The sequence below is a fragment of the Flagellimonas algicida genome (assembly GCF_049629585.1).
Lineage (GTDB): Bacteria > Bacteroidota > Bacteroidia > Flavobacteriales > Flavobacteriaceae > Flagellimonas.
In genome coordinates, this window is sequence record NZ_JBMYIX010000002.1 from 917,664 (window position 1) to 944,541 (window position 26,878).

Annotated in this window: 31 protein-coding genes and 1 tRNA gene; 20 read left to right on the top strand and 12 right to left on the bottom strand. The window is 42.3% G+C overall.

All coding sequences use genetic code 11. From position 1 onward, the window contains the following. Positions 1–2 precede the first annotated feature (2 nt). Genes arsM through ACPD8L_RS12985 form a run of 4 tightly spaced genes read right to left on the bottom strand, consistent with a single transcriptional unit; the run spans position 3 to position 2,896 of the window. Positions 3–968 (bottom strand): arsenosugar biosynthesis arsenite methyltransferase ArsM, encoded by a 966-nt coding sequence (gene arsM / locus ACPD8L_RS12970; protein WP_116216282.1) that lies wholly within the window; start codon positions 966–968, stop codon positions 3–5. Next, positions 965–1,780 carry a purine-nucleoside phosphorylase gene (locus ACPD8L_RS12975; protein WP_423943704.1) on the bottom strand — a complete coding sequence of 272 codons (816 nt, stop codon included), beginning with the start codon at positions 1,778–1,780 and terminating at the stop codon, positions 965–967. The genes arsM and ACPD8L_RS12975 overlap by 4 nt, the downstream gene beginning before the upstream one ends. Then, on the bottom strand, positions 1,777–2,391 hold the full coding sequence (locus ACPD8L_RS12980) for a TIGR04282 family arsenosugar biosynthesis glycosyltransferase (RefSeq protein ID WP_423943706.1): 615 nt from the start codon (positions 2,389–2,391) through the stop codon (positions 1,777–1,779). The genes ACPD8L_RS12975 and ACPD8L_RS12980 overlap by 4 nt, the downstream gene beginning before the upstream one ends. Next, entirely contained in the window at positions 2,381–2,896 is a 516-nt protein-coding gene (locus tag ACPD8L_RS12985) for a rhodanese-like domain-containing protein (RefSeq protein WP_421810168.1), read from the bottom strand. Before ACPD8L_RS12985 ends, ACPD8L_RS12980 begins: the two co-directional genes overlap by 11 nt. 91 nt (positions 2,897–2,987) lie before the next feature. Between ACPD8L_RS12985 and ACPD8L_RS12990 the strand changes: the two genes are divergently transcribed. After that, positions 2,988–4,535, top strand: coding sequence for a glycoside hydrolase family 32 protein (locus ACPD8L_RS12990; protein ID WP_423943709.1), 1,548 nt, complete (start codon positions 2,988–2,990; stop codon positions 4,533–4,535). A gap of 516 nt (positions 4,536–5,051) precedes the next feature. On the opposite strand, the gene ACPD8L_RS12995 is transcribed toward ACPD8L_RS12990, so the two are convergent. The 3 genes from ACPD8L_RS12995 to ACPD8L_RS13005 all read right to left on the bottom strand — a co-directional run bounded on the left by ACPD8L_RS12995 (position 5,052) and on the right by ACPD8L_RS13005 (position 7,351). Beyond that, entirely contained in the window at positions 5,052–5,279 is a 228-nt protein-coding gene (locus ACPD8L_RS12995) for a hypothetical protein (RefSeq protein ID WP_116216278.1), read from the bottom strand. A 213-nt stretch (positions 5,280–5,492) separates the two neighbouring features. Next, the gene (locus ACPD8L_RS13000; RefSeq protein WP_423943711.1) at positions 5,493–6,827 is read right to left on the bottom strand and encodes an alpha-L-fucosidase; all 1,335 of its coding nucleotides are present in this window, start codon (positions 6,825–6,827) and stop codon (positions 5,493–5,495) included. A gap of 86 nt (positions 6,828–6,913) precedes the next feature. Then, positions 6,914–7,351, bottom strand: coding sequence for a hypothetical protein (locus ACPD8L_RS13005; RefSeq protein WP_423943712.1), 438 nt, complete (start codon positions 7,349–7,351; stop codon positions 6,914–6,916). Between the two features lie 108 nt (positions 7,352–7,459). Between ACPD8L_RS13005 and ACPD8L_RS13010 the strand changes: the two genes are divergently transcribed. The 4 genes from ACPD8L_RS13010 (at position 7,460) to ACPD8L_RS13025 (ending at position 9,538) form a co-directional block, all read left to right on the top strand. Then, positions 7,460–7,699, top strand: coding sequence for a helix-turn-helix domain-containing protein (locus ACPD8L_RS13010; protein WP_423943713.1), 240 nt, complete (start codon positions 7,460–7,462; stop codon positions 7,697–7,699). A 98-nt stretch (positions 7,700–7,797) separates the two neighbouring features. Then, positions 7,798–8,274 carry a hypothetical protein gene (locus tag ACPD8L_RS13015; RefSeq protein ID WP_423943715.1) on the top strand — a complete coding sequence of 159 codons (477 nt, stop codon included), beginning with the start codon at positions 7,798–7,800 and terminating at the stop codon, positions 8,272–8,274. A gap of 161 nt (positions 8,275–8,435) precedes the next feature. Beyond that, positions 8,436–8,921 carry a hypothetical protein gene (locus tag ACPD8L_RS13020; RefSeq protein ID WP_423943716.1) on the top strand — a complete coding sequence of 162 codons (486 nt, stop codon included), beginning with the start codon at positions 8,436–8,438 and terminating at the stop codon, positions 8,919–8,921. 107 nt (positions 8,922–9,028) lie between these two features. Continuing rightward, entirely contained in the window at positions 9,029–9,538 is a 510-nt protein-coding gene (locus ACPD8L_RS13025; protein ID WP_423943718.1) for a hypothetical protein, read from the top strand. A gap of 24 nt (positions 9,539–9,562) precedes the next feature. Here the strand turns inward: ACPD8L_RS13025 and ACPD8L_RS13030 are convergent, their stop codons facing one another. Further along, positions 9,563–9,691 carry a hypothetical protein gene (locus tag ACPD8L_RS13030; RefSeq protein ID WP_423943720.1) on the bottom strand — a complete coding sequence of 43 codons (129 nt, stop codon included), beginning with the start codon at positions 9,689–9,691 and terminating at the stop codon, positions 9,563–9,565. A gap of 21 nt (positions 9,692–9,712) precedes the next feature. On the opposite strand from ACPD8L_RS13030, the gene ACPD8L_RS13035 reads away from it, so the two are divergent. The 5 genes from ACPD8L_RS13035 (at position 9,713) to ACPD8L_RS13055 (ending at position 14,160) form a co-directional block, all read left to right on the top strand. Beyond that, positions 9,713–10,273 carry a hypothetical protein gene (locus ACPD8L_RS13035; protein ID WP_423943722.1) on the top strand — a complete coding sequence of 187 codons (561 nt, stop codon included), beginning with the start codon at positions 9,713–9,715 and terminating at the stop codon, positions 10,271–10,273. Between the two features lie 176 nt (positions 10,274–10,449). Beyond that, positions 10,450–11,643 (top strand): serine hydrolase domain-containing protein, encoded by a 1,194-nt coding sequence (locus ACPD8L_RS13040; protein WP_423943723.1) that lies wholly within the window; start codon positions 10,450–10,452, stop codon positions 11,641–11,643. Positions 11,644–11,826: 183 nt separating this feature from the next. Further along, positions 11,827–12,471, top strand: a complete 645-nt coding sequence (locus tag ACPD8L_RS13045; protein ID WP_423943724.1) for an alpha/beta hydrolase — start codon at positions 11,827–11,829, stop codon at positions 12,469–12,471. A gap of 162 nt (positions 12,472–12,633) precedes the next feature. Next, positions 12,634–13,587 carry an NAD(P)-dependent alcohol dehydrogenase gene (locus tag ACPD8L_RS13050; RefSeq protein WP_423943726.1) on the top strand — a complete coding sequence of 318 codons (954 nt, stop codon included), beginning with the start codon at positions 12,634–12,636 and terminating at the stop codon, positions 13,585–13,587. 132 nt (positions 13,588–13,719) lie between these two features. After that, on the top strand, positions 13,720–14,160 hold the full coding sequence (locus tag ACPD8L_RS13055; RefSeq protein ID WP_423943727.1) for a hypothetical protein: 441 nt from the start codon (positions 13,720–13,722) through the stop codon (positions 14,158–14,160). Positions 14,161–14,340: 180 nt separating this feature from the next. Here ACPD8L_RS13055 and ACPD8L_RS13060 read toward each other — a convergent pair whose 3' ends face one another. Next, positions 14,341–14,814, bottom strand: coding sequence for a hypothetical protein (locus tag ACPD8L_RS13060; RefSeq protein ID WP_423943728.1), 474 nt, complete (start codon positions 14,812–14,814; stop codon positions 14,341–14,343). Positions 14,815–14,876: 62 nt separating this feature from the next. On the opposite strand from ACPD8L_RS13060, the gene ACPD8L_RS13065 reads away from it, so the two are divergent. The 3 genes from ACPD8L_RS13065 to ACPD8L_RS13075 all read left to right on the top strand — a co-directional run bounded on the left by ACPD8L_RS13065 (position 14,877) and on the right by ACPD8L_RS13075 (position 16,535). After that, complete coding sequence (locus ACPD8L_RS13065) at positions 14,877–15,113, top strand: helix-turn-helix domain-containing protein (protein WP_293304357.1); 237 nt, start codon at positions 14,877–14,879, stop codon at positions 15,111–15,113. An 803-nt stretch (positions 15,114–15,916) separates the two neighbouring features. After that, positions 15,917–16,084: a type II toxin-antitoxin system HicA family toxin gene (locus ACPD8L_RS13070; RefSeq protein ID WP_423943730.1), complete on the top strand. Its 168-nt coding sequence runs from the start codon at positions 15,917–15,919 to the stop codon at positions 16,082–16,084. A 43-nt stretch (positions 16,085–16,127) separates the two neighbouring features. Next, a complete protein-coding gene (locus ACPD8L_RS13075; protein ID WP_423943732.1) occupies positions 16,128–16,535 on the top strand; it encodes a type II toxin-antitoxin system HicB family antitoxin in 408 nt (135 codons plus the stop codon). A gap of 87 nt (positions 16,536–16,622) precedes the next feature. Here the strand turns inward: ACPD8L_RS13075 and ACPD8L_RS13080 are convergent. Then, a tRNA-Phe gene (locus ACPD8L_RS13080) sits at positions 16,623–16,695 on the bottom strand. Positions 16,696–16,794: 99 nt separating this feature from the next. Between ACPD8L_RS13080 and ACPD8L_RS13085 the strand changes: the two genes are divergently transcribed. The 7 genes from ACPD8L_RS13085 (at position 16,795) to ACPD8L_RS13115 (ending at position 24,580) form a co-directional block, all read left to right on the top strand. Continuing rightward, positions 16,795–17,523, top strand: a complete 729-nt coding sequence (locus tag ACPD8L_RS13085; protein WP_423943733.1) for a type III pantothenate kinase — start codon at positions 16,795–16,797, stop codon at positions 17,521–17,523. After that, positions 17,524–18,789, top strand: coding sequence for a BamG family beta-barrel-assembly machinery protein (bamG, locus tag ACPD8L_RS13090; protein ID WP_116216253.1), 1,266 nt, complete (start codon positions 17,524–17,526; stop codon positions 18,787–18,789). Positions 18,790–18,890: 101 nt separating this feature from the next. Then, entirely contained in the window at positions 18,891–20,261 is a 1,371-nt protein-coding gene (locus ACPD8L_RS13095; protein WP_116216252.1) for a hypothetical protein, read from the top strand. 1 nt (position 20,262) lies between these two features. Next, entirely contained in the window at positions 20,263–20,874 is a 612-nt protein-coding gene (gene lptC / locus ACPD8L_RS13100) for an LPS export ABC transporter periplasmic protein LptC (RefSeq protein ID WP_116216251.1), read from the top strand. A gap of 2 nt (positions 20,875–20,876) precedes the next feature. Next, on the top strand, positions 20,877–21,080 hold the full coding sequence (locus tag ACPD8L_RS13105) for a hypothetical protein (RefSeq protein ID WP_116216250.1): 204 nt from the start codon (positions 20,877–20,879) through the stop codon (positions 21,078–21,080). 2 nt (positions 21,081–21,082) lie between these two features. After that, the gene (locus ACPD8L_RS13110; RefSeq protein ID WP_116216249.1) at positions 21,083–22,372 is read left to right on the top strand and encodes a hemolysin family protein; all 1,290 of its coding nucleotides are present in this window, start codon (positions 21,083–21,085) and stop codon (positions 22,370–22,372) included. Positions 22,373–22,456: 84 nt separating this feature from the next. Further along, entirely contained in the window at positions 22,457–24,580 is a 2,124-nt protein-coding gene (locus tag ACPD8L_RS13115; protein WP_423943735.1) for a peptidylprolyl isomerase, read from the top strand. A gap of 53 nt (positions 24,581–24,633) precedes the next feature. Here ACPD8L_RS13115 and ACPD8L_RS13120 read toward each other — a convergent pair whose 3' ends face one another. After that, complete coding sequence (locus ACPD8L_RS13120; RefSeq protein ID WP_423943737.1) at positions 24,634–25,212, bottom strand: hypothetical protein; 579 nt, start codon at positions 25,210–25,212, stop codon at positions 24,634–24,636. Between the two features lie 186 nt (positions 25,213–25,398). Continuing rightward, positions 25,399–26,877, bottom strand: a complete 1,479-nt coding sequence (locus ACPD8L_RS13125) for a RagB/SusD family nutrient uptake outer membrane protein (protein WP_423943738.1) — start codon at positions 26,875–26,877, stop codon at positions 25,399–25,401. Position 26,878 lies beyond the last annotated feature (1 nt).

Consider the following 26,878-nt stretch of genomic DNA (forward strand, 5'->3'; position numbering starts at 1 on the left):
TCTTAACAGCATCCGCCCCCGTTATAGTGCCAGGTGCTTTCACTGATATGGATTTCATCCGACGCATTGCCCAAAGCTGCCGCGGTTTTATCACATACGGCCAAGGGTTGGTTTTGGAGCAGTACATGCCCCTTTCCATCATCAAAATACTCCTCTCCTCCATAATAAATGGCTGTTTTTCCAGTGAACATGCAAGGTCCATCTTCTGGCATGGGATCTTTAATGGCCGCTATTTCAATGGACTCAATATGGATGAGCTCATCGGTGGGGTAGTGGTTGGGCGAGAGTACCCTGTACGACCTTCGCCCCCTGATTTCAATGGTGCCGAAACCGGCATCGGTCAACACTTTTACGTAATCCTTCAAGGGGATACTGCCGCTAAGGCATTGGGCACGGAGTCTGTCATCATTTCGTAATTCATCATTCATAGGCTGTTCGCAGATGGGGTCGCTCATGACCAAACGGCCATGGGGTTTGAGGACCCGGTACATTTCTGCAACGGCCTTTTTCAGGTCTTCCATTTTAAAGATGTTGAACAGACAGTTTTGGGCTGCAACATCAATACTTTCATCGGCTACGGGCAGGTTTAATGCATCACCTTTTACGAGATCTACAAACTCACTTTTGAACCAATCATTTTCCGTTTCGGCCACCTTGAAGTTTTTTCGGGAGGCCTCCAACATTTCATCCACGGAATCCACTCCAATGACGCCGCCTTTTTGTCTGGAAAAATAGGAGAACTGCAGCAGTTCCATTCCACCCCCTACGCCTACGTAGAGAATCTTGGGGTCGTTCACCAAATCTTGTGCGGAAACGGTACTTCCGCATCCGTAGTTCATCTCCTGCATGATTTTGGGGATGGACAGTCCGGGGAACTGCCAAATGGGGTTGGTGGTACAGCAAAGTCCAACATCCGGGGTCAGTGCAGCCTCTTTGTAGAGGTCTTGGGTGGCATCTAAATAGCTCATATTTCCAGTATCAATTCTTTAAACAGTTGTATCATTTTGGGTTCGGTCTTGTTGGCAATGGCTATGATTTCCTGAATATCAACAGGTTGAAGATTGTCAGGGTCGCATTCATCGGTCAAGACGGAAACCGCTACAATGGGTAGTCGTAAATGATTGGCAACAATTACTTCAGGTACGGTGCTCATTCCAACGGCATCGGCTCCCAATATCTTCAGCATGCGGTATTCGGCCTTGGTTTCCAATTGCGGTCCCACCACGGAAGCATAGACGCCTTTTTGAAGTGATATCCCATTTTTCTGGGCGATGTGCTCAATTTTTTTGCGCATGTCTATATCATAAGGCTCGCTCATATCCACAAAGCGATCTCCAAATTCGGAGACACCCTTAAAAGCCAGCGGAGAACCTCCTTGTAGGTTGATATGGTCCTCAATGAGCATCATATCCCCTTTTTTGAAGTTGAGGTTAATGGCCCCTGCGGCGTTGGATACGAACAGTTTTTTGATGCCCAGCAGATGCATCACGCGGATGGGATAGGTGATGTCCACAAAATCATACCCTTCATAAAGGTGGAACCGTCCCTGCATGACCACTACTTTTTTTCCGGAGATGGTTCCGTAGATCAGTTTTCCTGAGTGGAACTCCACGGTGGCCAATGGAAAATGGGGAATATGGTTGTAGTGGGCCTCAACGGGATTTTCTATGTTGTCTACCAGTTGTCCAAGGCCGGTGCCCAGGACAATTCCAATTTCTGGGGCATCAAAGCCCCGTTTGTTGAGGTAATCGACGGATTCGTCAAGTTGTGTTTGGGTCATTCTTTCATATGTTTTAAAAAAGGCTGAAATGCCTCTATGTCCTTAATATCTTCGTAGTGATCCACATCATTCTTTTCCGAGAGCATAAAAACCGACTCGGATTTTAAATCCTGTAAGGTGTCGGACAGCACCGTGTCCGTTCCCCAAGTTTTGTTCTGGAAGACTTCTTTTTTCAAGGCTGTCATCCCAAGTAGATAGTACCCTCCGTCCTCTGCAGGTCCCAAGACCACATCATGGTCGTCTAATCTTGAAAAAGCCTCTTCCATATCGGTTTGGGATAGCTGGTACATATCACTCCCAATAATAATGATTTTTTCAAAGCCTGCCTTGAACCCTTCTTCAAAAGCATTCAACATACGCATTCCCAAATCAGGGCCGTGTTGTAACTTTTTTGTGTAAGCGGAGTTGTCCCAAATATCGTGTTCCCAAATGTCTTCGGAATAGAAAACCCATTTTTCCATAGCCAGGTTTTTGGTGAACGAAACGGTATGCTGGAGCAGGAACTTGTAAATATCCAGTGCGGCCGTATCCCCGACCTTGGCCGCCAATCGGGTCTTGCATTTGCCCAGTTCCGGGTTTCGGGTGAGAATCAATAGGAGGCTATTGCCCATTGGTCTTGGTTTTGGAGGTATATACTTTGTGGGCATTGGTCAAAAAGCGTCCCCAATACTTACTAAAGGCATGTACTTTTTCGGTCTGTTGTTGATTTTGGTCATACACCGGACGGCCTTGGTTTTTCCATTCAAAAATGCCCCCATATAAGTTTTTCACGTTGGTGTATCCGGCCTTTTTCAATTGTTCTCCAATCTCTTCGGACCGAACGCCCAAGGAACAGTAGACTACTAGGGGCGTTTTTTTATCAGGGACCATCTCTTGGACGGTTTCCACATTGAAATCCGTATACCCCACCCATAAGGCATGGTCCAAATGACTTACCTCAAATTCTTCGAGTTCCCGGGCATCCAGTAGCATGGGAGTGTTTAGGGTGTCCAAGGAAGCAACCGTTATGTATTCAACCGTGTGGTCGTTGTACTTTTCAAGCACATCGGGTATGGACTGTGCACAGGAAACCACGCCGAGGACCAAAAAAAGAAGAAGATGTAGGTGTCGCTTCATGGATTTTGGATGTAATCCAAAGATAGCCTTTAAATTTTCATTCATTATTATGATTAACTTAAGGGAATATTCATGAACAAAATCCAATCCGATGCAAAGAGCAATGGTCGTATGTGTTTTTTTGGTAGGTTTTATGGCCTGTAAGGAAACAGGGAAAAAGAAGGTTGATGAAGAACAAGAACCTCAAGTGTATAAAGAGCAATACCGCCCCCAATACCATTTTTCACCTCCCAAGATGTGGATGAACGACCCCAACGGACTTGTATACAACGAGGGAATCTACCACCTTTTTTATCAATATTATCCAGATGACATTGTATGGGGACCTATGCATTGGGGGCATGCCGTTAGTGAGGATATGGTACATTGGGAACATAAGCCTATTGCCTTGTATCCGGATGAGCATGGCCTTATTTTTTCAGGAAGTGCCGTGGTGGACCGTAACAATACGTCGGGTTTTGCCAAGAATGGAGAAACACCCTTGGTGGCTATTTTCACCTATCACTCCATGGAAGGAGAAAAAGAGGGCAGGACCGATTTTCAGACCCAGGGCATTGCGTACAGTTTGGACAATGGGGATACATGGACCAAGTACGAAGGAAATCCGGTTATTGGCAATGAGGGAATAAAGGATTTTAGAGATCCCAAGGTTTTTTGGCACGAGTCCACAAAGCGATGGATATTGGCTTTGGTGGCAGGGGACCATGCCAAGTTTTACGCATCGGAAAATTTAAGGGAATGGGAGTATCTCAGTGATTTTGGAAAAAATCAGGGCGCGCATGGCGGTGTATGGGAGTGTCCGGACCTTTTTAAATTGCCGGTAGAGGGCACCGATGAGGAAAAATGGGTGTTGATCATCAGTATAAATCCGGGAGCACCCAATGGAGGGAGTGGTACACAGTATTTTGTTGGGGATTTTGATGGGGAGAGATTCACTTCAGATCAGAAAAAGGCAAAATGGTTGGATTATGGAACGGACAATTATGCAGGGGTCACCTATAATAATATACCCAACGGTGACCGAATATTTATAGGGTGGATGAGCAACTGGGATTATGCCAGGGATACACCGACCCAAGTTTGGAGAAGTGCCATGACCTTGCCCAGAAAACTGTCGTTGGTAAAAATGGGAGAGGAATATACCTTGAAAAACTTCCCGTTGGAGCAAGTAGATGGATTGACTGCAGAAATGCTGGCAAAAGATGTAAGGGTTCCATCAGGTGGAAAAAAGGAGTTGGTTTTAGATGGACTGAACCAATCCCGAATCAAATTAAGAACAGCTTGCAAGGATTTCAGCATCACTTTTAAGAACCATTTAGATGAAGCATTGGTGTTGTCTATGGATTCCAATACCAATATGTTTAGGTTGGACCGGACCAATTCGGGGGAGGTTGAATTTCAACAAGAGTTTGGCAATAAGCATCACCAAATGCCATTGGATTGCTCCAAGGTAGGGGGGCTGGAGCTAAGTATCTTTTTGGACAGATCGTCTGTTGAGGTTTTTATAAATGAAGGGCTTTGGGTGATGACCGACCAAGTTTTCCCAACCGCGCCTTATACCATCTTGATCATATCCAATGGGCAAAGTGGGCAAGACATTTTATTGGAAGGCATAGAAACCATGCAAACCATTTGGTGAATTTTTGATGACAGGAAATAAAAAGGGCATCTTAAAAAAAGACACCCTTTAGAGAGACTACATTATACTGATTGGGAATTTTTATGAATGGTGTTTAGTATAGCTTAACTAATATAATTGTATAGGTTGCTGATAAGGGAAACTACTGAAATGGCAATGACAACATACCAGAAAAGGTAACCCAGTTTTACTTCTACAGTGTTCATTTTGCAATAGTGTTTGTTCTTGGTTGAGATGTTCTGTCACCGAAATTACTAAAAGCATGGTCCTGTTAATCCACAATTTTATTTATGGCAGTAAATGGGATATAATTGGTACAAATTGTTTTGTAAATGGCAGAAACCACATTATTTAAATGTGCGTCCGGAGAAGGAATAGTGGGCCTTATGTTTTTTATTTCACTAAAAATCAAATAGTTGATGTGATTTTTGGCAGGGAAGGCCCCATATAAAAAAGGAATGGGACCATAAGCATGCTTGCTCACGGCCCCATTCCTTCCTTTGCGGAAACCTTGCTCTACACTAGAGGGGTCCCTTTAAGGCGTTTTTCAATCTTTTGTTTTTTCAGGGTCAAATTTTTCATCACTTCCATCAATTTGGAATCTTTTGTCTTTTTATAGATTTCATTGATGGAAAGTATAAGCTGTTTGGCTTCCCTTGAAGCTTCAACCCTATCGCTGGTAGACATGTGGCTCAGAGGTCTGCTTTCAAACTCTTGGGCCTTTGTAAGTAACTCTTGAGTCATTTTTGTTTAAAATTAATCTGAATTGGCTAAATATAAGGGTTTGTTTTATAGTTTGTGCTTATAATGCCATTCGATTTTTGTATTTATGAAAACCTTAAGAGAAAAAAGTCGTTTTAACTTTTTTTTCTAGGTTTCAAAAACGTGGACGGGTGAAAAACAGCCCTTTAAAGTCATTTGACCTGAGTCTAGGTAGTCGCTAAGCGCTTCGGTCTTCTACGGATTTTGGAACTCTACCCCTTCAATCTTCACCACCACCGGGTTGGGCCACGTCTGGTCGTTGTAGAGGCGTTGCGATCGCATCACGCTTATGGTAAGACCGCCTTCCGTGGACAAGATCTTGGGTGATGGGTCCGTGTTCGGGGCGTACTCCAACACCTTTCCATTCTGTCCCAAAACGCTGATCTTGGTATTGGGACCCGCTTTTACGGAATTTAGGGTAAACGCCTTCCGTTTTCCAAAGGGCATGGCCTCTTTGGTGATAAAGGCATAAACGGTATTCTGGTTCTTCTTTTTGGTGAACCAGATGTTCCCTTCGCGGATCACGCCCCAAGATTCCACCTCATGGATGGACTCCCCGTTCACAAACTGCCAAAGGGCCACTTCGCGAAGGCGCTCTTCCTGCTCAATGGGCAATGAGCCATCCGGTTTTGGGCCCACGTTCAGCAACCAGTTGCCGCCTTTTGCCCTGATCTCAATAAGTTGTTCAATAATATCCTTGCCGCTTTTATAGGTCTCGTTGGTGGGTTTGTACTGCCATTGGGTACCCATGGTGTAGCAAGCCTCCCAAGGGGCGGGCATGGGTTCGTTGGGCGTGTTCTGTTCCGGGGTGTGCATTACGCCACGGGTCACTATAATGTCCGGGTCCATGGACCAGGCCACCTTGGCCAGTTCGGTCTCGGCATATTGCTCCATGCCGTCCAGAAAGATCAGGTCTACCTTACCGTAGTTCTTCAACAGTTCCCGCAACTGCTTTTTGGCAAAAGCGTTGAGTTCTGGGTTGCCGGAAGCCTTGGCCTTGGGATCTACCCGACTGATGGTAACGCCCTGCTCATATAAAAAGTGGAAATCGTCCGGGGAAAAGTATACGCCAATGGCAATGCCTTCTTTTCGGAACGCATCAAAGACCTCGCGGGTGGCGTCCCGCCCAAAGGGCGTGTTCATGATGTTGTAGTCCGTGGTCTTGGTATCGTACATACAGAAGCCGTTATGGTGCTTGGTGGTGAACATCACGTACCGCATCCCGGCCAGTTTGGCCAGTTTGGCCCAATTTTCGGGGTCAAATGCCTTGGGGTTGAAGGTCTTTGGTAGCTCTTCAAAATAGCGTTTGGTGTAATCTTCCGATGCCCCGACCAGCGAGTGGCTGATCACGGAGCCCAGTTCCACATCCACACTCCAATGGATGAACATGCCAAAACCTTGCTCGGAAAACCAAGCTTCCCTTTCCGGTTTGTTCAGGTTAAGGATTTCTTCTTGGGCGTGTAGGGAAACAGGCAGCAATAACAACATACAGCCTAAGATCTGGATAAAACGGGTTGTAACGTATTTCATTTGGGTATTAAGGTTTGGTATGGGCCGCTAAGATACGCACTTGAAAGGAAACGAAAGAAACCAATACCCAATGTTGGCTCCGCGGCTTACCCGCAACATGGGGCACAGCAATGGTTGCGCACCAGTATGCCTTGGTACACGTGGGTTACCTGTAGCCGTAGAAAGGGGTCCGGGGGGTCTATGAAAAAGGAGAGCTGCAGTTTATCATGGTCCACATACCAACTGCCTTGGTGCAGGGGGCGGGGCAGCTGCAGCATTTGGCCCTCATGCGGTCCTTGGGAGCGGGGCATGGCAAATTGAAAGGAGAAAGGGAACACCATATAGTCCAGCACCGTTATTTGGGCCACGCCCTCTTGTGGGGTTTTCTGGAGGATCAGATGGCCCTGCGGCCTATGTACCCGTTGCAGCAATTGCCCGTTTTGGTGGTTGCCTATTTCCAAGTTGGCAAAGCTAAGGTACAAGGGCGCAGGGGAGTTTTGGTGGAGAAAGCGGTCAAAGGCGGATAAAATGGAAGGTGTTGGCATAGTAGATTATAGAATTTGGGGATTTTATAGACGGAAGGTAGGTAAAATATCACAAAATAACACCATACGGTGTTTTTATTCGGTTTTGGGAATGGGCAATTTGCTGCTATGCTGAAAGACTTGACAAAAGAAGAAGAACAGTATCTCTTGAAATTTGGTGCTCGGATACGGCGCTTACGCAAAGAAAAAGGAATGACCCAAGCGGATTTGGTTTTTGAAGCCAAGGTTCATGGAAACATGATAGGCAGAATTGAGCGCGGTGAGCGGGCAGCCAATCTTCTTCAACTGCATAAAATTGCCAAAGCTCTTGAAATTAGTATTGAAGAGCTTTTTGATCTTGGAAAATAAGCTAGGCTGATTATCAAGGTATTTATGCTTATTTTGGGGGTGTAGGGATGTGTTTTGTGTTCCTATGGACAAGTTATGTGGCATTTGAGAAAAACACAATGAAGTACAAAAATTATAAATCAGCAATTCACAATTTCACTCATTCGTTAATTAGTATTGACTATATGAAAAGTGGAAGACTTGCTGTAAATGTGCTGATTGAATTGCATAATCTAGGAATTGAGAGCAAAGTGACTTTTGATTTTAAAAATAAATCGATTGAACCAAATCAAGCCGATACGGATGAAAGCCGACAATTAATGGACGATTATTTAAGCTGGTTACCTGAACATTTTTTGAATCATAATTGTGACATAAATAAATTAGAAAAGCTCGAAATAAGCTTCTGGACTGATTTTAAAAATACTTTGCCATATGAAAGGAACAAAAATGACAGAATTTTTAAAATTTCGGCTAAAACAAAGTGGAAAGCAGACGGGAGAAATGAGGAGATAATTGAAATATCCCAATCTGAATTAATACCGAAAAGAATGCTGGAATTGGAAAAAATTCCAAGAAGAACTGAAATAACCTAATAAAAAAACGCCTTACAACACCGGCTATAATCCATTGTTCCCCCCTGCCTTGAACTAAATTCCCTACTTTTAATAAAATTAAAACCCTCGGGAATGATTCTGTCCCGCGATAGTCGCCTGCGATAACGAAATCATATCCGTGAATATTGGTGGTAATTAGAATGAGAAAGACCGATAAATCGAAACATAATATTTCCGTTGCCTCGATTAAAAGAAGTACTATAAAACCATATGATTTTAAATGGACAAAATTTTATGAATCGAATTCGGATTTTCCATATTCAGGACTGAATATTGGTTTAGCGGAAAATGAACTGATTATATGTTCAATAGTAGTTGATTCCGAAAACTATAGTATTCTGACCAGCCAAAAATTAATTACACGTGAAAATGGAACTACAACCATTGGAAACTTGATTAATGCGAAAGACAAAGGATATGGAGATTTTAAAGGATATAAAGACGCCTCACTGACATTTGGATTAGTGGAACTTGCAAATGGAACAGAGCAGAAATATTTAATTGAAACGGGAAAAGCATCAATGATTATGATTCACGGAGTGAGGACCTTAATTAGAATGCAAAAAATGACAGAACAGAACATGGAGAATACTATACGGAATTGGAATAAACAAGATAAAAAATAACTACTACCAGCGATGGCCATAATTCATTGTTTCCTCCTGCCTTAACTAAATTCCCTACTTTTAAGAAGACCAAGAACGAAGTCTTGGCCGGGACCGTTGTAAAAAACATGACAAGTTTGCTGACTAAAATAAAAATCAGGACATATGTATTGGCGGCTTTAGTATTTATATCAAGTTGTCGATTAATTCCCTGTCCTTGGGATTCTGATTTGGATTTATTCGATGAGAAACCTAAGAATGAATTGTTAATAGGAAAATACCAATTTGATCAAAGAACACTAAACCATGTTCCCGGATATGATAAAGCCCAAAATGCTAAACTGGAATTAAATGTAGATGGTACTTTCGAAATGACAGGTATACCGAAAGGGACTTTCGATCATATACATTATCATGAATTGGATTCTACAACTGTCGGAGCATTTGGACATTGGACAGCCGGTTTCGATGAAGGAACTGCGGAATTAAATGTTAGAGTGAAATTTGACAGTGCAGAAACTGACTTGAAGGATTTTTGGACCTCTTGGAAAATATATCTTAAAGACAAAAATCCAATTATTCTTATTGTACTAGGAGATCCTGACAGTTGTCTAGCGGCAAGATTTGAAAAAGGGTAAAAGTCCTGTGGGTGACAATGACAATTAGTAATTGCTCTGCCCTTGCAAGATGGCATGTTGTGGAGAGGTGCCGGGTGTAGCTTCGCTAAAAACAATGCCACTGATCGGTTTTATTCCTGTTTTGGGGTGTGGGGGTGTGGGGGTGTGTTCCATATAAACAAGTTGTAAAACATTTTGAAAAAAGGAATAGTAATCATATCGGTATTAATAGGATTTATCTCATTTGGACAAGATGTAATAATAGAAAATGACACTCTGATTCTATGGACAAAAGAACGCCCTTTATCATGGAAAGACTTTAATGGTAAGTCAAAAACACCAAAGAATCACTCCGGTATACATACAGCTGCGGAAACTGCGACTGGCCCGATTTTTATTCATAAAATGGATAAGAATGGAAATATGGTTCCATATCCACTAAATTATTTCTACAAATCCCTCTCATGGACTATTTCTAATGATTCCCTTTTATTGGTTCATGAGCAATTACACTTTGATATTAAGGAGTTATATATTAGAAAATTGAGGAAGGGATATGAAGAATTAGTTAAAAAAAATGTCTATGAAAATTCAGCTTACAGTAATTTATCTGAAAAAATATTAGAAAGATGTTCGACGGTACAAAATGAATATGACAAAGAGGTTCGCTTCAATAAAACAGAACAAATGGAATGGCGAAAACAAATAGATAAGGGACTAGAAGAATTGAAAGAGTATGAATACTACCCTGAATAAAAAACGTTTTACAACACCGTTTGTAGCTCATTGTTTTACTCCTGTGTATGGCATCTTGTGGTCTGGTGCCTCTGGGTATTGCTATGCAATGCTTGGTTTTATTTCTATTTTGGGGGTGTAGGGGTGTGTTTTGCGTTTCTATGAACGAGTTACCAGCAAACAGAGAAATCTACCATATGAAAAAAACCATACTTATAGTATTAATCGGAATTCTGTTTTCTTGTAATGTAAAGTCAAGTAAAGAAAAAGCTTCAATGCAAGAAAGTCTAGCTGTTGCAGACTCGTTAACAATAGAACTCAACAAAATCTATAAGCAAGGTCATATAAATGGATTGTCGGTGTCTATTGTAAATGAACATAAAACCCTTTATCAAAACGGCTTTGGTTTTTCAGATATTAAGGCCAAAAAAGCATATACTGAAAACACAATTCAAAATATTGCTTCAATATCAAAAACTTTGTTAGGTGTTTCACTGCTTAAGGCACAGGAAATGGGAAAGTTAAATCTTAATGACCCAATAGAGAAATATCTGCCTTTTAAAGTTAAAAATCCCTATCATCCCGAATTACCAATAACCATCAATCATTTAGCTACCCATACTTCTACAATAAAAGACACTGAATTTTACGACAAAAGTTATGTTCTAAAAGATGATTTTGGCAAGCTGGATATTGATATTCCAATGAAAGAATTTTTGAAGGATATTCTGACCACAGATGGAAAACTTTACAAGAAAGATGGCTTTCTAAAAAATAAGCCCGGAGAACTTTTTGAATACACTAACATTGGCGCAACTTTAGCTGGAATCGTCTTAGAAATGGCTACTGGCGAAAAATATGATGACTTTACAACCAAATACATTTTAAAGCCTTACAAAATGTCGAATTCTGGTTGGTCTTTCGATGCAATTGACGTATCAAAGTATTCCATGCTTTATAAAACAGACCAAACAGAATACCCTCGTTACAAACTAATTACTTATCCAGATGGTGGGTTTATTACTTCTGCAAATGACCTGAGTTTATTTCTTTCAGAATTGATTAGAGGTTACTCTGGAAGTGGAAGCTTACTCAGTGCAGAAAGTTATAAAACACTGTTTAAGGAACAATTAGGAGAAGATAATTTTATTGATAGAGGTGCAAGGGACTACTCTGATGAGTACAATACAGGAATATTTATGGGATTTACACCAAATGGGCATATTGGTCATACAGGTGGAGACCCAGGTGTATCGACATTTATGTTTTTTAACCCGAAAACCAAGTTAGGGCGAATTTTAATTGTGAATACTGATTTAGAAGAAGAAGGGTGGCAACAGTTTATTGATATTTGGAATAAATTAGATGGGTTTTCGGCACGTTTAAAATAATGCCAGCGCACAACAATGGCCATAATTCATTGCCCTGCTCTTGCAAGACGGCATCTTGTAGCATGGTGCCTCCGGGTATTGCTATGCAATGATTGGTTTTATTCTTATTTTGGAGGTGTGGGGTGTGTTTTGCGTTTGTATGAACAAGTCGTGGTCAATATTGAAAAATCACCTCAAAAATCAATGAGAATACGTTTTGTAATAGTGGTTCTTTTTTGCTCAACAGCTTTTGCTTGCGGAGAAAATGAAGACGACCGATTTATTTTCTTTCTTCACAACCGGTTTTTAGAAGAACATGAACTGGACGAATCGCACCCAGAATTCGGACGGACCGAATACAAAGAAATCTTGGCGGAATTTGAAAAAAGCGGACTGAAAGTCATCAGCGAAAAAAGAAACGGAAATGTGAACGCCCGTGACTATGCCGTTGGAATTGTAAACCAAATAGACAGTCTGACGGAAAATGGAATCGAACCCAGCAAAATAACCATAGTCGGTACTTCAAAAGGGGGGTATATTGCCCAATACGTTTCTACTTTGGCAAACAACCCTGAACTGAACTTTGTGTTCGTGGCGAGTTTTAGAAATAACGATCTGGAAAATATTCCCGAAATCAACTTTTGCGGAAACATTTTGACCATTTACGAAAAAACCGATCCTTTTGGAGTATCCGCAATCCGAAGAAAAGAAAACTCGACCTGTGAAATAAAGAACTTTAAAGAAATTGAACTGAATACAGGAATGGGACACGGATTTTTGTTCAAACCGCTAGAAGAATGGATTGGGCCAACCATAAAATGGGCAAATGGAGATTATGGGCTGGAATAAAAAACCGTGGCAACATTGTATAATCGCAATTAGGCAGTTCTTAATACCCGCTGCCACAAAATGGCATCTAGTGGTATGGTGCCTTTGGGTATTGCTTCGCAATAATCGGTTTTATTCTTATTTTGGAGGTGTAGGGATGTGATTTACTTTTCTATATGCAGATTGTGTGTCATTTCCAGAATACCAAAAACAAATATGAGAGCAGTAGTTTATGAAAAATACGGTCCACCAGAAGTCCTACAATTAAAGAATATGGAAAGACCGAAACCAAAAGATGATGAGGTCCTGGTAAAAATACATGCAGCCACGGTTACTTCCGGGGATGTAAGACTTCGCAGTTCTGATTTCCCGCCTTTATTCTGGCTTCCGGCCAGGTTGGTTTTTGGACTTTTTAAACCCAAAAAGAAAATTTTGGGACATGAATTGGCCGGAATAGTGGAAGAAACAGGGAAAAGTGTCACTAAATTCAATATTGGGGATAGTGTATTCGGCACCACTACAATGCTAAGTTCAGGGTCGTATGCCGAATATATTTGCCTTCCCCAAAAATGGAAACATGGTGTTGTTGGGTTAAAACCGGAAAACGTGACCTACCAAGAAGCGGCGGCGTTACCGATTGGAGCAATGACGGCAATGTACCTTTTGGAGAAAGCCAATTTAAAAAAAGGCCAAAGCGTTTTGATCTATGGTGCTTCCGGAAGTGTTGGAAGCTACGCTGTACAAATTGCCCATAATAAAGGAACAAACGTAAAAGGGGTGTGCAGTACTTCGAATTTTGAAATGGTAAAATCATTGGGAGCTGATAGCCTTATGGATTATAAAGAAGAGGATTATTCCGAAGGCAGTGAGAAATTTGATGTGATTTTTGATGCGGTTGGAAAAACTACAAAAGCGAGGGCAAAAAAAGTTTTAAAAACCGGAGGTGTTTTCGTTTCGGTTAAAATGTTGACAAAAGAGAAGGATGAGCACCTTAAGTTGATAAAAAATATGGCTGAAAACGGAGCATTAAAGCCTTTTATTGACAAATCCTTTAAACTTAATGAAATAGTAAAAGCCCACGAATATGTTGACACTGGAAGAAAAAGGGGAAATGTTATAATTGATTTATTAAAATAAACGAAAACACAAATGGCCATACATAATTTATAGTGTGCAAAAAACTATGGGCGAGAGTGTTGTGTGGCGTTTCCTGTTTTATGTAACAATTATGGTGTGCTTTCGTCATGATTCTATACTTACCAAGTAACCATGAAAGTTCAATCCTTCTTTAGTGCTAGTTTTAGTCCATCTTCAAAGTATAAAGGCGTTTGGCCAATTAAAGTGTATGTCTTAAAATTATTTTTCTTTCTCATGTTTTTCTTTGCGGCCAAAGATGCATGGACAGAATTAATAACACACAATGGACCCTGGGAAGCTGAAATAGCTATTGCCTGGTGCTCTATTGCAGCTTACACAACATTATCGGGTTTAGGAATATTCCACACTTTAAAAATGCTGCCGATCATGCTCTTTATGTTTTTATATAAAGGACTTTGGCTTGGTTTTGTTGCATATCCTTTATGGAAAAATGGGGAACTGGCGGGTAGTGAAGCCGAAGATTGGGTGCGAATTTTCATGCTTATTGTAATTCCAATTATTTTCACTCCGTGGAAGTATGTCTTTAAAACATACGTTCTAGGCAAGGACTGAATAAAGCAGTGGGCAACACCGACTATAAGAAATTGCAAGTACACAAAAACCCATGGCCCAGCCGTTGGTAACAACGGCTTATAAATACTTCATTTAGGATCATGGGATTTGGTATGGGCCCCTGAGACACACACTTAAAAGGAAACGAAAGAAACTAATGCCCAATGTTGGCTCCACAGCTTATCCGCAACAAGGGGCACAGCAGTGGTTGCGCACCAGTATGCCTTGGTACACGTGGGTTACCTGTAGCCGTAGAAAAGGGTCAGGGGGATCTATGAAAAAGGAGAGCTGCAGTTTATCATGGTCCACAAACCAGCTGCCTTGGTGCAGGGGGCGGGGCAGCTGCAGCATTTGGCCCTCATGGGGCCCTTGGGCGTGGGGCATGCCAAATTGAAAGGAGAAGGGGAACACCATATAGTCCAGCACCGTTATTTGGGCCACGCCCTCTTGTGGGGTTTTCTGGAGGATCACATGGCCCTGCGGCCTATGCACCTGTTGCAGCAATTGCCCGTTTTGGTGGTTCTGGATTTCCAAGCTGGCAAAGGTAAGGTACAAGGGGACAGGGGAGTTTTGGTGGAGAAAATCATTAATGGTTTGTAGGGGGCTTGGATTTGGCTTCCGCCAGTTTTTAGATAAAAATTCTGAATGTTCCATGACTATAAAGTTGACATATGTGTTTACCCTTTCAGCGAATATAGAAACTAATATTGACATCTATGTCAATAACCGACGAAATATTAATCGCCTACCAAAAGAAATTAGGCCAACGCATTAAAGAGGTCAGAGAGGGTAAGGAATTATCTCAATTGGATGTAGCTTCTATTTGTGATTATGATAAGACTACCATATCAAGAATAGAGAATGGAAGAACCAATATAACTTTAAAAACATTGGTGACTTTGGCTCTGGCAATGGAAGTTGATATTTCCAAGCTTTTTGAGTTTAAGGATTGATCTTGGAAAATGAGATGCGCTGATTATCACGGTATTTATGCTTATTTTGGGGGTATGGGGATGTGTTTGGGTTTCTATGAACAAGTTGGCAACAATTAGATGAAAACAAAGTACAGAAGAATTTTATGGTTGATATCATCGATACTGTTCGTCACTTTGCTTATTAAAATGGCAAATCTGCCATCTGCGTACGGATTTTGGTTCCCCTTCATATTGTCATTTATTATTTGTGGAATAGGGGTAAGTATTGTAGGTACAATTCTTGCTGCATTCCTACAGCCAATCTTAAAAAAGTATACATTTTGGACACTGTTCGCCGTCGTCTCGTCCATAATTACGATAGGACTTCATATTTACATCTACTCCCCACCTTTAAAAATAATTGTACCGGACAATTTTGTCGGAGAAATCAATTTGGTCGTTCATCCAAAAAATGAAAAAAATTTAAAAATCAACTCCAATGGAACTGGATATATAACGGAATCGATTTACCTAAGTTCGAGTGGAAATAAAAAACCAAATGTCTACTTTAAAAATGGGGAGAGGGTTTCTCCAAAGAGAATAATCGGGTATGATTCCTTATTTTTTTATGACCGAAGAAACTTTAATGGACAAAACGCTCTAAATTTTAAAATAAAAAAGAAATAAAAACTGTTGCCAACAATGGCTACAAGTAGTTGCTCTACTTCTGCGAGATGGCAGCTTGTAGCATAGTGCCTCCATACCCGCATCATTAAAATTAAATATAACAATTTTGTTATATAACAATTTTGTTATAATTTTGTTTGGTGAAATCAAGTCAATTGATTAAGATAGTGGAAAGTGATGGTTGGAAATTGGTCAGGACCAAAGGAAGCCACCACCATTTTAAACACCCAAGGAAAAAAGGGCTTGTAACCATACCGCATCCAAAGAAGGATGTTCCCTTGGGGACAGTGAAATCTATTTTAAAACAGGCCGGAATCGAATAAAACTCCGGGGTTGGTTTGCAAGGCATCAATAGAAACAGGAGAAATGGCATTAGTAAAAGTGTTTGTGGAGAAATCAAACGATGGAACGTATTGGGGCACTACCCAAAATCTTCCAGGCGTTGTATCTGCCTATGGCGATACTTTAGAAGAATTGAAAAAGAACATTAAAGTTGCGGTAGATGATTATGTTGAAACTGCCGTGGAATTGGAAGAGGATTGGATAGATGAAGTTGTACCCATCAATGGATACGAGTTTAAAATGAATATTGAATCTTTCTTTTACCTTGTTCCGCAGGTAAAAATCACCGCAATAGCAAGGCGGGCAAAAATAAACCCTTCTTTAATGCGCCAATATGCAACGGGTAGGGCTACCGTTTCCGAGGAGCGTCTTAAATTGATTCAAGGAACCATTCATGAGTTGGGAAAGGAACTTCAGTCAGTTACTTTTTAATCTAGACGCAAAAATCACTTCGATTCCGTTTTGTTCCAAAACAAAAGCCCATCCAAATTGGATGGGCTTTATGTAGTTACCACTTTGTGGTACCTCCAGGAATCGAACCAGGGACACACGGATTTTCAGTCCGTTGCTCTACCAACTGAGCTAAGGTACCATGCCGTTAAGCGGGTGCAAATATAATTTCAAAATTAGGATTTACAAACAAAATCTGGAAAAAGGCGGTGGTTTTTTTTCAATTCTCGATCTTTGTGTCATGAATTTGGTCGTGGATGTAGGCAATACCTTGGTGAAATATGCTGTTTTTGAAAACGGTAGGATGCTGTATGACCAAAGTTCAGGGTCTGGCCTGTTCCTTTCCCAGATCAAGGAGCTTTTTGAACAATACCCCAGAATTGGGCACGCACTGATCAGTTCGGTAGGGAAAATGGACAAAAAGGAGCATGATGTGCTGTCCCTTTTTTGCAAGGTGCATGTGCTTTCCAACAGTTCAAAGGTGCCTTTTAAAAACAGCTACGCCACGCCCCAGACCCTTGGGGTGGACAGGTTGGCCTTGGCCACCGCGGCTTTTTATCGCAACCCCCGGGGCAACACCCTGGTGATCGATGCCGGTACCTGCATTACCTATGATATGGTGAACAATGCGGGAGAGTATGTGGGAGGCGCCATTTCGCCTGGCGTACGGATGCGCTACCGTGCCATGCACGAGCAAACCGCGGGATTGCCCTTGCTGGAACCGGAAGAGGTTTTGGACTTTATTGGCAATTCTACCCATACTTCCATGCACAGTGGCGTGATCAATGGGGTGTCCCGTGAGGTAGATGGTATAATAGACCAGTATGGTGCCCGCTTTGAACATTTAACAGTTATTTTAACAGGCGGTGACTCCCATTTTTTTGCCAAAAGGCTAAAAAACACCATATTTGCGAACCCTAAATTTCTCTTGGAGGGACTAAATTACTTGCTGGAATACAACAAAAGCTAGATGGTTAGGAAATTTTTGATCGCTTTTTTTTGCGTGGTTGCCCATGGCATTTTTGCGCAAAACGGTACAATATCACCGTACTCATACTTTGGAATAGGAGACCTAAGGAACAATGGGACGGTAGATAACCAAATGATGGGAGGAGTTAGCATGTATGCGGACAGCATCCACATAAACCTAACCAATCCGGCAGCATATTCAAAGCTGAAACTTACTGCGTATACCGCGGGGATTTCCCATACCGAGTTCAGGCTCAAGGACTGGTCCGAACAACAAAATACTTCCGTTACCAACTTGGATTATTTGGCAATTGGTTTTCCACTGGCCAAAAATATGGGGATGGGCTTTGGGCTGATGCCACTTTCTTCCGTGGGATATAGCCTCAGGGATGAAAGAACAACCACAGGGGGAGCTTCCGTTACCAATGTTTTTACCGGAGAAGGGGGGCTTAACCGAATATATGCTTCGGTGGGGTTTGAGCCTATAAAAAACTTGAGTCTTGGGGTCACGGCGAGCTACAATTTTGGCACACTGGAATACAGAAGGATCCAAAGCGTGGAAGATGTCCAGTTTGGAACCTTGGACGACCGTGAGTCCCGCATCAACGGGTACGATTTTAAGTATGCCCTGAACTATACCCCCACCATAAAAGATAAATATACCTTATATGCTTCGGTCTTGGTGAACACCCAAGGTAACCTCGTTTCCAAGAACTCGGCCAAGCTGGGTTCGTTCTCGTTGGTCACAGGGGAAGAGATAGAAGTGTTGGATGTTAATTTGGATGCGGACAACCTTAGGAACACAGAATTGAAAATACCGACCCGTACCACGGTAGGTCTGGGTTTTGGAGAGAATAAAAAATGGTTTTTGGGAGGAGAGTACAGTTTTCAGCAGTTCGGGGATTTTGAAAATACGTTCCTAGGCTTGGAAAATGTAACCTATAATGATGCGGCTACCTATTCTTTTGGAGGGTATTATGTTCCGGACTACCGTTCCATCACCAGCTATTTTAAAAGAATTACCTATAGGGCAGGTTTGCGATACGATGTAAGCGGCTTGGTAGTGAACAATAAAGAGATAAATAACTTTGGCATAACTTTTGGACTTGGATTACCGTTGGGCAACTCCTTCTCCAATCTTAACCTTGGTTTTGAGCTGGGAAGAAGAGGAACCACGGACGCGAACCTTATCGAGGAAAGCTATTTTAAGGTCAATGTTGGGTTATCCTTAAATGACCGATGGTTTGTTAAGAGAAAAATAAATTGATACCTTTTTTTTAGAGAATTCATAAATAACCACCCATATAAGTCCCTTTAACAGGATTTTTTAATGAAAATTTGTACTTTAACCACTTTAAAATTAGTAAGATGAAGAAGAAACACTACTTAACGATGATAGCGGCCATTATGTCGACGGGATTAAGTATGGCTCAAGCACAAAACCCAGAGTGCATGACCAATCTTTCCATTTACGCAGAACACGCTAAAGTAAAAAACTATGATGCCGCTTACGAACCATGGAAAATGGTTTACGAAAGCTGCCCAGACATCAACAAGGCCAATTTCTCCTATGGTGAGAAAATCTTGGCACACAAAATTGATAACTCTTCCGGTGCCGACAAAGACGGGTATATCCAGGAATTGTTGTCCCTATATGATAACAGTGGGAAATACTTTCCAAAAAATTATCCCACAGCCGTAACTGAAATTGATAAGGCCCTTTTGCTATACGATAACAAAATGGCATCCGATGATGAATTGTTCGAAATGTTGGACAAGGCTTTTAAGGAAGATCGTTCCAATTTCAAGAACCCCAAGGCCCTTTACCTATATTTTTCAGCTTTGGTGAACTTGCATGATTCTGGTAAAAAAGACCTTCAAGATGTTTTTGATACCTATGATGACGTAACGGAAAAGGTGGAAGAGGAAAACAAGAAGTTGACCGATGTTGTTACCAAATTACTTCCCAAGGATTCTGCGAACACCATTACTTCCAAAGAGAAGAGAATGCTAAGGGTGGCCAGTACAAACTCAGAGTCTTATGGAAAGGTAGGAGCCAGTATCGACTCCAAGTTGGGAGCCTTGGCTGATTGTGACAACCTTATCCCTCTCTACGAAAAGAGTTATGAGGAAAAGAAAGGAGACGTAACATGGGTAAAACGTGCCGTGGGAAGAATGTTCTCCAAAGAGTGTACGGACGACCCCATGTTCCGAAAGTTGTTCGAGGCCCAGTTGGCGCTTGATCCTTCCGCAGATGCCTATATGTATGGGGGTGTGTTGAAGCAAAAGTCGGGAGACAACAAAGGAGCTATCGCAGACTTTAACAAGGCTGTGGAATTAGAAACGGATTCGTACAAAAAATCCAATATCCTATACAAAATCGCCACTATTGTTCGCAGAAGCAGTAAGTCGCAAGCTAGAAGCTATGCTTTAAAAGCGGTTGATGCCAACCCTGCCAATGGAAAAGCCTATTTGTTGATCGCCAACCTATATGCCGGTAGTGCCAACGATTGTGGAACCACTGCATTCGAGAAAAGAGCCATCTACTGGAAGGCCGCTGATATGGCAAGAAAGGCCGGAAGGGTAGATCCCTCTTTGAGTGGTAGGGCCAACCAGACTGCAGCAAGTTACAATGCCAAAGCCCCAACCAAAGAGATGATCTTTAGTTCTGGAATGGCAGGAAAGACCATTACGTTCAGCTGCTGGGTTGGAGGTAGTATTGCGGTTCCCAATCTGTAATGTGAAACAGACATCCAAAAATATTTTAAAGTGTTTTGCCACGGTTTTTACCGTGGCAATCCTTTTTATGTCCTGTAAGGACGACTATGAGCGCGTGGGCGAAGAGGCCATTAAACCGGTCTTCCCACAAAGGGTGGCACAAAACTTTACCTTTACCTATACCGAGACCGTGGAGGCCATGAGCTCACAGGATTCGGCCAAATCCAAGGTGGTCGCGGTCCTGACCAGCCCATTGTCTGAGGATTTTGACAATCAAAACTTTAAGTTCCAGACCTTTCCAGAGGGGCTTCAGGTGGAGTTTTTTGACGATAAAAACCAGAAAAGTGTGGTCACAGCAGATTACGGGATTGTGTATTTGCAGACCAATTTGTACGATTTACAGGGCAATGTGGTCATTGAAACCCATGATGGGAAGAAGCTGGAAACCCCACAATTGTTTTTTGATAGAAAAAATAATTGGATCTTTACCGAGGAAGCCTTTACCTATACCAACCCCGAGGATGGTACCGTAATGGATGGCGAAGGAATGGATTTCAATCGGGATTTTAGTTTCTTCAAGGCGCACAAAACATATGGTCTCATGACCATCAAGGAAAAAGAAATAGAAGAGTAGACATGATAAGAATTTTACGTTATACCGAATACCTCTACTTGGCCGTGGCCGTAGTATCCATCTATAAGATCATTACCCTTTGGAGCGTAGCCCAACAGGAAACCTATATCTTTATCTTCTTTGCGGTGGTCTCCATTGCCATGTTTTGGTTCAGGAGGAGATATCGCAAACGGTTTGAACAACGACAAAAGGACAATCAGCAATAGCTTTGGACTTCTCTTTTACCATAATAGCCCTGTCGCTGTTATTTTCAGCATTCTTTTCGGGAATGGAGATTGCTTTCATTTCCGCAAACAAAATCCATATTGAAATTGAGAAAAAGCAAGAAGGCTTTTTGGCCAAAGTATTGACCTTGCTTACCCAAAAACCTTCAAAGTTTATAGCTACCATGCTTATTGGAAACAATATTGCCTTGGTGGTGTACGGACTTTTTATGGGGGATGTGCTCATGAATTGGTTCCAAAGCCTGTTGCCCACGTCCTCTGACTTTTTAAATGCCTTGTTGACAGATTTCAGCCTACTGTCGCAGACCGTGATTTCCACCTTGATCATTTTGCTCACAGCGGAGTTTTTACCCAAGGTGCTCTTTCAGATTTATTCCAACACCCTATTGAAGTTCTTTGCGGTACCGGCATATGTCTTTTATGTACTGTTCTCGTTTATTTCGAGCTTTGTGATCAAGATTTCGGACATCATCCTCAAGGTGTTTTTTAAGACCGATGGGGATGAGGTGCAACTGTCCTTCACCAAGTTGGAATTGGGAGATTATATTACCGAGCAAATGGAGACCGTGGAGGAAGAGGACGAAGTGGATTCGGAGATCCAGATATTTCAGAATGCATTGGAATTTTCTACCGTAAAGGCTAGGGAGGTCATGGTGCCAAGAACGGAAATCACGGCCGTTGAGCTTGGGGAAACCCCAAAGAACCTTGCAAAATTGTTCTCGGAAACGGGCTATTCCAAGATATTGGTCTATAAGGAAAATATAGATGAGATCATTGGGTATGTGCACTCCTACGAGCTCTTTAAAAAACCCAAGACCATTAAGAGCATTCTGTTGCCCGTGGAGTTTGTCCCTGAGACCATGCTCATCCAAGATATTCTGAACGTACTCATCAAAAAAAGAAAGAGCATGGCCGTGGTATTGGATGAATATGGCGGTACGGCAGGGATACTTACCGTGGAGGATATTATTGAGGAATTGTTCGGTGAGATAGAGGACGAGCATGATAGTACGGACCTTCACGAAGAGCAGCTCAGTGAGAATGTCTATAAGTTTTCAGCGCGATTGGAGGTGGACTACATCAACGAGAACTATAAGTTGGAACTTCCCGAAGGAGAAGAGTATGAAACCCTCGGTGGATTGATCATGAACGAGACCGGTGAGATTCCCGAACAGGACTCCGAAGTGAAAATAGAAAATTTCACTTTTCACATTTTAGAGGTGTCCAACACCAAAATTGATTTGGTCATGGTGCGCGTTCATACTGAGGATTAATAAATTCCACGCTTTTTTAAGCTTTCCTATTTGAAAAGAAAGTGGTATTTTCGCCCACCGTAAATAAAGAAAACAAGCAGTAAAATGGCAATATTAGAGAATATTAGAAAACGGACGACCGTACTGATTTTGATCATTGGTTTGGCGTTGTTCGCCTTTGTAATATCTGGGGTCTTTTCCAGCAACAATTTTGCAGGAGGAGGCAAAGTAGGTTCCGCAGTGGCTGAGGTAAATGGAGAAAGTATTTCCATTGATGATTTTAGAAGACAGGTGGAAACTGCCTCTAGACAGTTTGGACCCAATTTCTCCTCCACCCAGTTGGTAAACACGGTATACGACCGGGAAGTGAGAAAAACCATCTTGAACCAACAGTTCGAGGATTTGGGGATTGATGTGGAAAGTGACCAGATCATTGAGTTTGTAAAAACCTCAGGCTATGCCCAGATTCCCGATTTCTTGGATGAGAACGGAATCTTCAACGAAGAGGTCTTTAAAAGTGCCATTGCCGATTGGAAAGTGAACGATCCCCTACGCTACGAAGCCTGGTTGCAAGATGAGCAGGCCATCATCGAAGCTGCCAAGGAGCGTTTGTACTTTAACCTGATCAAGGGAGGCGTTGGCGCCACCCTTGCCGAAGGGGAATTCGATTACAAATTGGCCAACGAGAAGGTGGATATCCAGTATGTTCGAGTACCTTATACCTCCATTGCCGACAGCACCATCGAAGTTTCCAAAAGTGAGATTCAGGCCTACATCAGCAATCATAAAAAAGAGTTCGAACAAGAAAGGGCTCGGGATGTCCGCTTTATCTATTTTGAGGAAAAGCCATCTGCTGAAGATGAAAGTGCCGTAAAGGAAGCCATTACTTCACTACTTGGCGATACGGTTGAATACAACGAAGATAACGACACAACGGATACCATTCCCGGGTTTAGGAGCACCACGGATATGGCTGCTTTCTTGGACAGGAATTCCGATACCAAATACGATACGATTTATAAAAGGAAGAACGAACTGCCAGCTATTGCTGCAGATACCCTAATGGCCATGAGTATTGGTGAGGTGTATGGTCCTTACAAGGATGGGGACTTCTTTAAGGTTTCCAAGGTTATGGACAGAAAAGCCAATGGAACCGTAAAAGCAAGCCATATTCTCTTTACTTGGGAAGGTGCCGAGCGTGCCAATCCAAGCATCACGAGGACCAAGGAAGAAGCGGAGGCCAAGGCCAAGGAAATTTTGGCAGAGGCCAAAAAAGAGGGAGCTATCTTCACTTCTTTGGCAAGGGAACATTCAGATGGACCTTCTGCACCCCGTGGTGGAGACCTAGGGTATTTTGAGGAAGGTGTAATGGCCGATGGGTTCAACGATTTTTGTTTTGGCAATCCTGTTGGGACCATTGGTTTGGTGGAGACCCAGTTTGGATTCCATGTCATTAAGGTCGATGATAAGCAAGATGTGCTTCGAGTGGCCACCCTTTCTAGGGAAATAGAGCCTTCCGAAGAGACCATCAATACGCTATTTACCAATGCCACCAAGTTTGAAATGTCGGCTTTGGATGCCGAACCAGAGAATTTTGGGGACATTGCCAGGGAAAGTAGCTATACGGTAAGACCTGTGAACAAGATCAAGGAGATGGATGAGAACCTTCCCGGTTTGGGCTCACAACGTAGCATTGTACAATGGGCCTTCAATGAAGAGACCAGTGTGGGCGATATCAGACGTTTTAATGTCAACAACGGCTATGCCGTGGTACAGTTGACCAAGAAGTACAAAAAAGGCCTTATGACCCCTGAGGATGCTTCGGCAACGGCTTTACCTGAAATCAGAAAAGAACTAAAGGCAGAGCAGATCATTGCGGCCAATCAAGGAAAGGCCATGGATGCGATAGCCTCCGATAACAACGTGAGCTTGAGCAGTGCTACTTCGGTGACTCTTAAAGCACCTACTTTGGCAGGAGCGGGAAGAGAACCTTTGGTAGTGGGGACTGCTTTTGCCCTCAACCAAGACCAGACCTCTGGATTGATTAAGGGAGAATCTGGGGTTTATATGGTAAAGGTGACCAAAAAAGAGGATGCCCCCGCCATGGAAAACTTTAGCACTTATGCGAACAGTTTGCGCACCAGTGCCGCCAACCGTGTCAATAGTGGGGTGTACAATGCCCTTAAAGACAAGGCGGAAATTGAAGATAACAGGGCTGTGTTCTACTAGGACATGGTTTTGAAACCTATAAAAAAGCCGCCCCGTTTACGGGGCGGCTTTTTTTATGATCGGTCCGGGACATCCCATTTCATTTTGTAGCGCATGTCCTTGATTTTTCCTTCAGGGTCTACCTGTATTTCAAAACCTTGTTTGGATCTCATATAGGCATCACGCAGAAAATACCACTTACCATCTTTGAAGAAGAACTCCCTTTTGTCCAGTTTCCAACCCTCTACGGGATATAAAATGTCCAACAGGTCTTGAAATAGGGGAGCGGTCGCAGAGGTTAGGGAAAAATCCTCATGAAGGTGATCCAGAAAGAAATCCATGGAAGTATTTTTCCTGAACTTCTGGCAACTTTGTACATCCGTTCCATCATCAATTACGATGAACTCATCCACATCTTTGCCTGAATCATCATAGATATTGGTGGTCTCCAAGGCAATACAGTATACGTTGTGCCTCAGGATGTGTTCTGTGGCATCGGAAACCAGTGGTGTAAAGGTAATATGGGAATTTTCTTTTAGGAACCGATCAAGTCTTGCGGAAGCACTTTCACTCACTTGGGAATATCCATTGAAAATGGATATAAAAAGCCCCATTAAGAGATAAAGTACAGATAGTTTACTGAACCGTGACATGGCATTGGGTTTTGGTTTATTGATTTAAACCTAGCACAAACTTACATGCTACAGGTGTGCCAATTGACGAATGCCCTGTTTGGGTTTACGGATGAGCACTTTGGAATACTCTTACTGTTTTGAAAAAGAAAAAGCCCCACCGAATATTGTAGGGCTTGGTATTGACAGTTATGCTTTTTAAGTAAACTAGTTTTGGGTTGATATATGAGGGTTATTTTGGATTTCGGATTGTGGAATCTCAAAAGTCAACCTTTCATCATCGAAGGGAATGGCTTCACCAACAAAAGAAAGATGATTGGATCCTCTAAAAACAGTACCTTGATTCCTTTTGAGTGATAGATAACTCTTACCTTCCCCCCATAACTCTATGCGGGTTTGCAAGTATATCTCATCCAACAGTTGTTGGGCTGTAAGGGTGTCTATATATGCAGTGTTGGGCACTCTTTTATCCAATAATGCTTTCAGCATCATTTGGGCTTTGGCCATATCCCCAGATTTGGCAGCCGCCTCAGCATTCAACAAATACATTTCGGCAACTCTCATGTAGATATAATCGGTTGTAACATTGCTTTGTCCCCCAATAATTTTATCCGGGGCATAGAACTTGTTCAAGGGCATTAGGTCTTCATATTCACCCAATGGCTCGGCAAACTGCCCTTTGCGAACATCATCTGCAGGAATGGCATCGTAGAGCCCGGCGTCTATTGCCTTGGCATCTCCAGCCCATGCATAACTATAGGTATAGCGGTCCATTTGCCCCCACCATGAAACCAATCCTAAGCCATTATCTACGGTCAAGTCCACACCCCACATCCAGCCAGGGGTATTCAAATCGTTGAAACCGCCCAAGACTTCGGTCTCATCCATTAGGGTATACCCACCGCTATTGATGACGTCCTCGGTAAGTTCCATCACTTGTTGATGGCTGTCTCCTTTTGAAGCCAATACATAGGCTAAAATACCTTGTGTCACAGATTTATCCACTTGACTTTTAGAGGTTCTGGCAAAATTGTCCATGAGGGATATGGCTTCATTGAGGTCTTTCTCCATTAACGAATAGATTTCCGAAGTGGTCACTTTGGGCCCGTTCAGGTCATCAGCACTATCGTATATGGGCAAAATCTCAGCAGTTGGTTCGTAAGAATTGGCAAAGTATTGGGTCAAATAGAAATAGGAATGTGCCCGGATGGCTTTGGCCTGACCCATCAAGTATCTATTTTCTTCCAATTCAGGGATAAAATCATTGCCACCCAACGCATCTATGACCAAGTTGGTTGATCTAATGATTCTATAATAATACCTCCATACGATATAATTTCTGGTTCTGGTAAAATCCTGGGTCGCTTGGAACTCTGTAATATCGGCCCTGTACCACCCATAGGTGCTTACTGAGAGCGCCATATCGCCGGAGAGGAAGTCTCCGTAAATGTCATACCCCTTATGTCCGAAATCATCATGACCCGTAGTTCCTCCGGTCCCGGTCTCGAACATTGTGGAATAAATACCGGAAATGGTTCCTTCGATTACAGCAGGATTAAATGTGGCTGCTTCCCCAACCTGTTCTTGTGTCAAAAATTCTGAAGGGGTTTCGTTCAAATAGTCTTTGGTACATCCTACGGACACAACGAACAAGACTAAAGCTGAAAGTTTATATATATGTTTCATA

What these genes read in the sequence shown, in the direction of transcription:
- ACPD8L_RS12990 (WP_423943709.1), top strand. Translation starts at nt 2,988, where the DNA reads ATGCAAAGAGCAATGGTCGTATGTGTTTTTTTGGTAGGTTTTATGGCC.
- ACPD8L_RS13025 (WP_423943718.1), top strand. Translation starts at nt 9,029, where the DNA reads ATGACAAGTTTGCTGACTAAAATAAAAATCAGGACATATGTATTGGCG.
- ACPD8L_RS12980 (WP_423943706.1), bottom strand. Translation starts at nt 2,391, where the DNA reads ATGGGCAATAGCCTCCTATTGATTCTCACCCGAAACCCGGAACTGGGC.
- ACPD8L_RS12985 (WP_421810168.1), bottom strand. Translation starts at nt 2,896, where the DNA reads ATGAAGCGACACCTACATCTTCTTCTTTTTTTGGTCCTCGGCGTGGTT.
- ACPD8L_RS13060 (WP_423943728.1), bottom strand. Translation starts at nt 14,814, where the DNA reads ATGGAACATTCAGAATTTTTATCTAAAAACTGGCGGAAGCCAAATCCA.
- ACPD8L_RS13120 (WP_423943737.1), bottom strand. Translation starts at nt 25,212, where the DNA reads ATGTCACGGTTCAGTAAACTATCTGTACTTTATCTCTTAATGGGGCTT.
- ACPD8L_RS13040 (WP_423943723.1), top strand. Translation starts at nt 10,450, where the DNA reads ATGAAAAAAACCATACTTATAGTATTAATCGGAATTCTGTTTTCTTGT.
- ACPD8L_RS13065 (WP_293304357.1), top strand. Translation starts at nt 14,877, where the DNA reads ATGTCAATAACCGACGAAATATTAATCGCCTACCAAAAGAAATTAGGC.
- ACPD8L_RS13005 (WP_423943712.1), bottom strand. Translation starts at nt 7,351, where the DNA reads ATGCCAACACCTTCCATTTTATCCGCCTTTGACCGCTTTCTCCACCAA.
- bamG (WP_116216253.1), top strand. Translation starts at nt 17,524, where the DNA reads ATGGTTAGGAAATTTTTGATCGCTTTTTTTTGCGTGGTTGCCCATGGC.
- ACPD8L_RS13105 (WP_116216250.1), top strand. Translation starts at nt 20,877, where the DNA reads ATGATAAGAATTTTACGTTATACCGAATACCTCTACTTGGCCGTGGCC.
- ACPD8L_RS13075 (WP_423943732.1), top strand. Translation starts at nt 16,128, where the DNA reads ATGGCATTAGTAAAAGTGTTTGTGGAGAAATCAAACGATGGAACGTAT.
- ACPD8L_RS13095 (WP_116216252.1), top strand. Translation starts at nt 18,891, where the DNA reads ATGAAGAAGAAACACTACTTAACGATGATAGCGGCCATTATGTCGACG.
- ACPD8L_RS13055 (WP_423943727.1), top strand. Translation starts at nt 13,720, where the DNA reads ATGAAAGTTCAATCCTTCTTTAGTGCTAGTTTTAGTCCATCTTCAAAG.
- ACPD8L_RS13125 (WP_423943738.1), bottom strand. Translation starts at nt 26,877, where the DNA reads ATGAAACATATATATAAACTTTCAGCTTTAGTCTTGTTCGTTGTGTCC.
- ACPD8L_RS12995 (WP_116216278.1), bottom strand. Translation starts at nt 5,279, where the DNA reads ATGACTCAAGAGTTACTTACAAAGGCCCAAGAGTTTGAAAGCAGACCT.
- ACPD8L_RS13010 (WP_423943713.1), top strand. Translation starts at nt 7,460, where the DNA reads ATGCTGAAAGACTTGACAAAAGAAGAAGAACAGTATCTCTTGAAATTT.
- ACPD8L_RS13015 (WP_423943715.1), top strand. Translation starts at nt 7,798, where the DNA reads ATGAAGTACAAAAATTATAAATCAGCAATTCACAATTTCACTCATTCG.
- ACPD8L_RS13020 (WP_423943716.1), top strand. Translation starts at nt 8,436, where the DNA reads ATGAGAAAGACCGATAAATCGAAACATAATATTTCCGTTGCCTCGATT.
- arsM (WP_116216282.1), bottom strand. Translation starts at nt 968, where the DNA reads ATGAGCTATTTAGATGCCACCCAAGACCTCTACAAAGAGGCTGCACTG.
- ACPD8L_RS13045 (WP_423943724.1), top strand. Translation starts at nt 11,827, where the DNA reads ATGAGAATACGTTTTGTAATAGTGGTTCTTTTTTGCTCAACAGCTTTT.
- ACPD8L_RS13085 (WP_423943733.1), top strand. Translation starts at nt 16,795, where the DNA reads ATGAATTTGGTCGTGGATGTAGGCAATACCTTGGTGAAATATGCTGTT.
- ACPD8L_RS13115 (WP_423943735.1), top strand. Translation starts at nt 22,457, where the DNA reads ATGGCAATATTAGAGAATATTAGAAAACGGACGACCGTACTGATTTTG.
- ACPD8L_RS12975 (WP_423943704.1), bottom strand. Translation starts at nt 1,780, where the DNA reads ATGACCCAAACACAACTTGACGAATCCGTCGATTACCTCAACAAACGG.
- ACPD8L_RS13030 (WP_423943720.1), bottom strand. Translation starts at nt 9,691, where the DNA reads ATGGAACACACCCCCACACCCCCACACCCCAAAACAGGAATAAAACCG.
- ACPD8L_RS13000 (WP_423943711.1), bottom strand. Translation starts at nt 6,827, where the DNA reads ATGAAATACGTTACAACCCGTTTTATCCAGATCTTAGGCTGTATGTTG.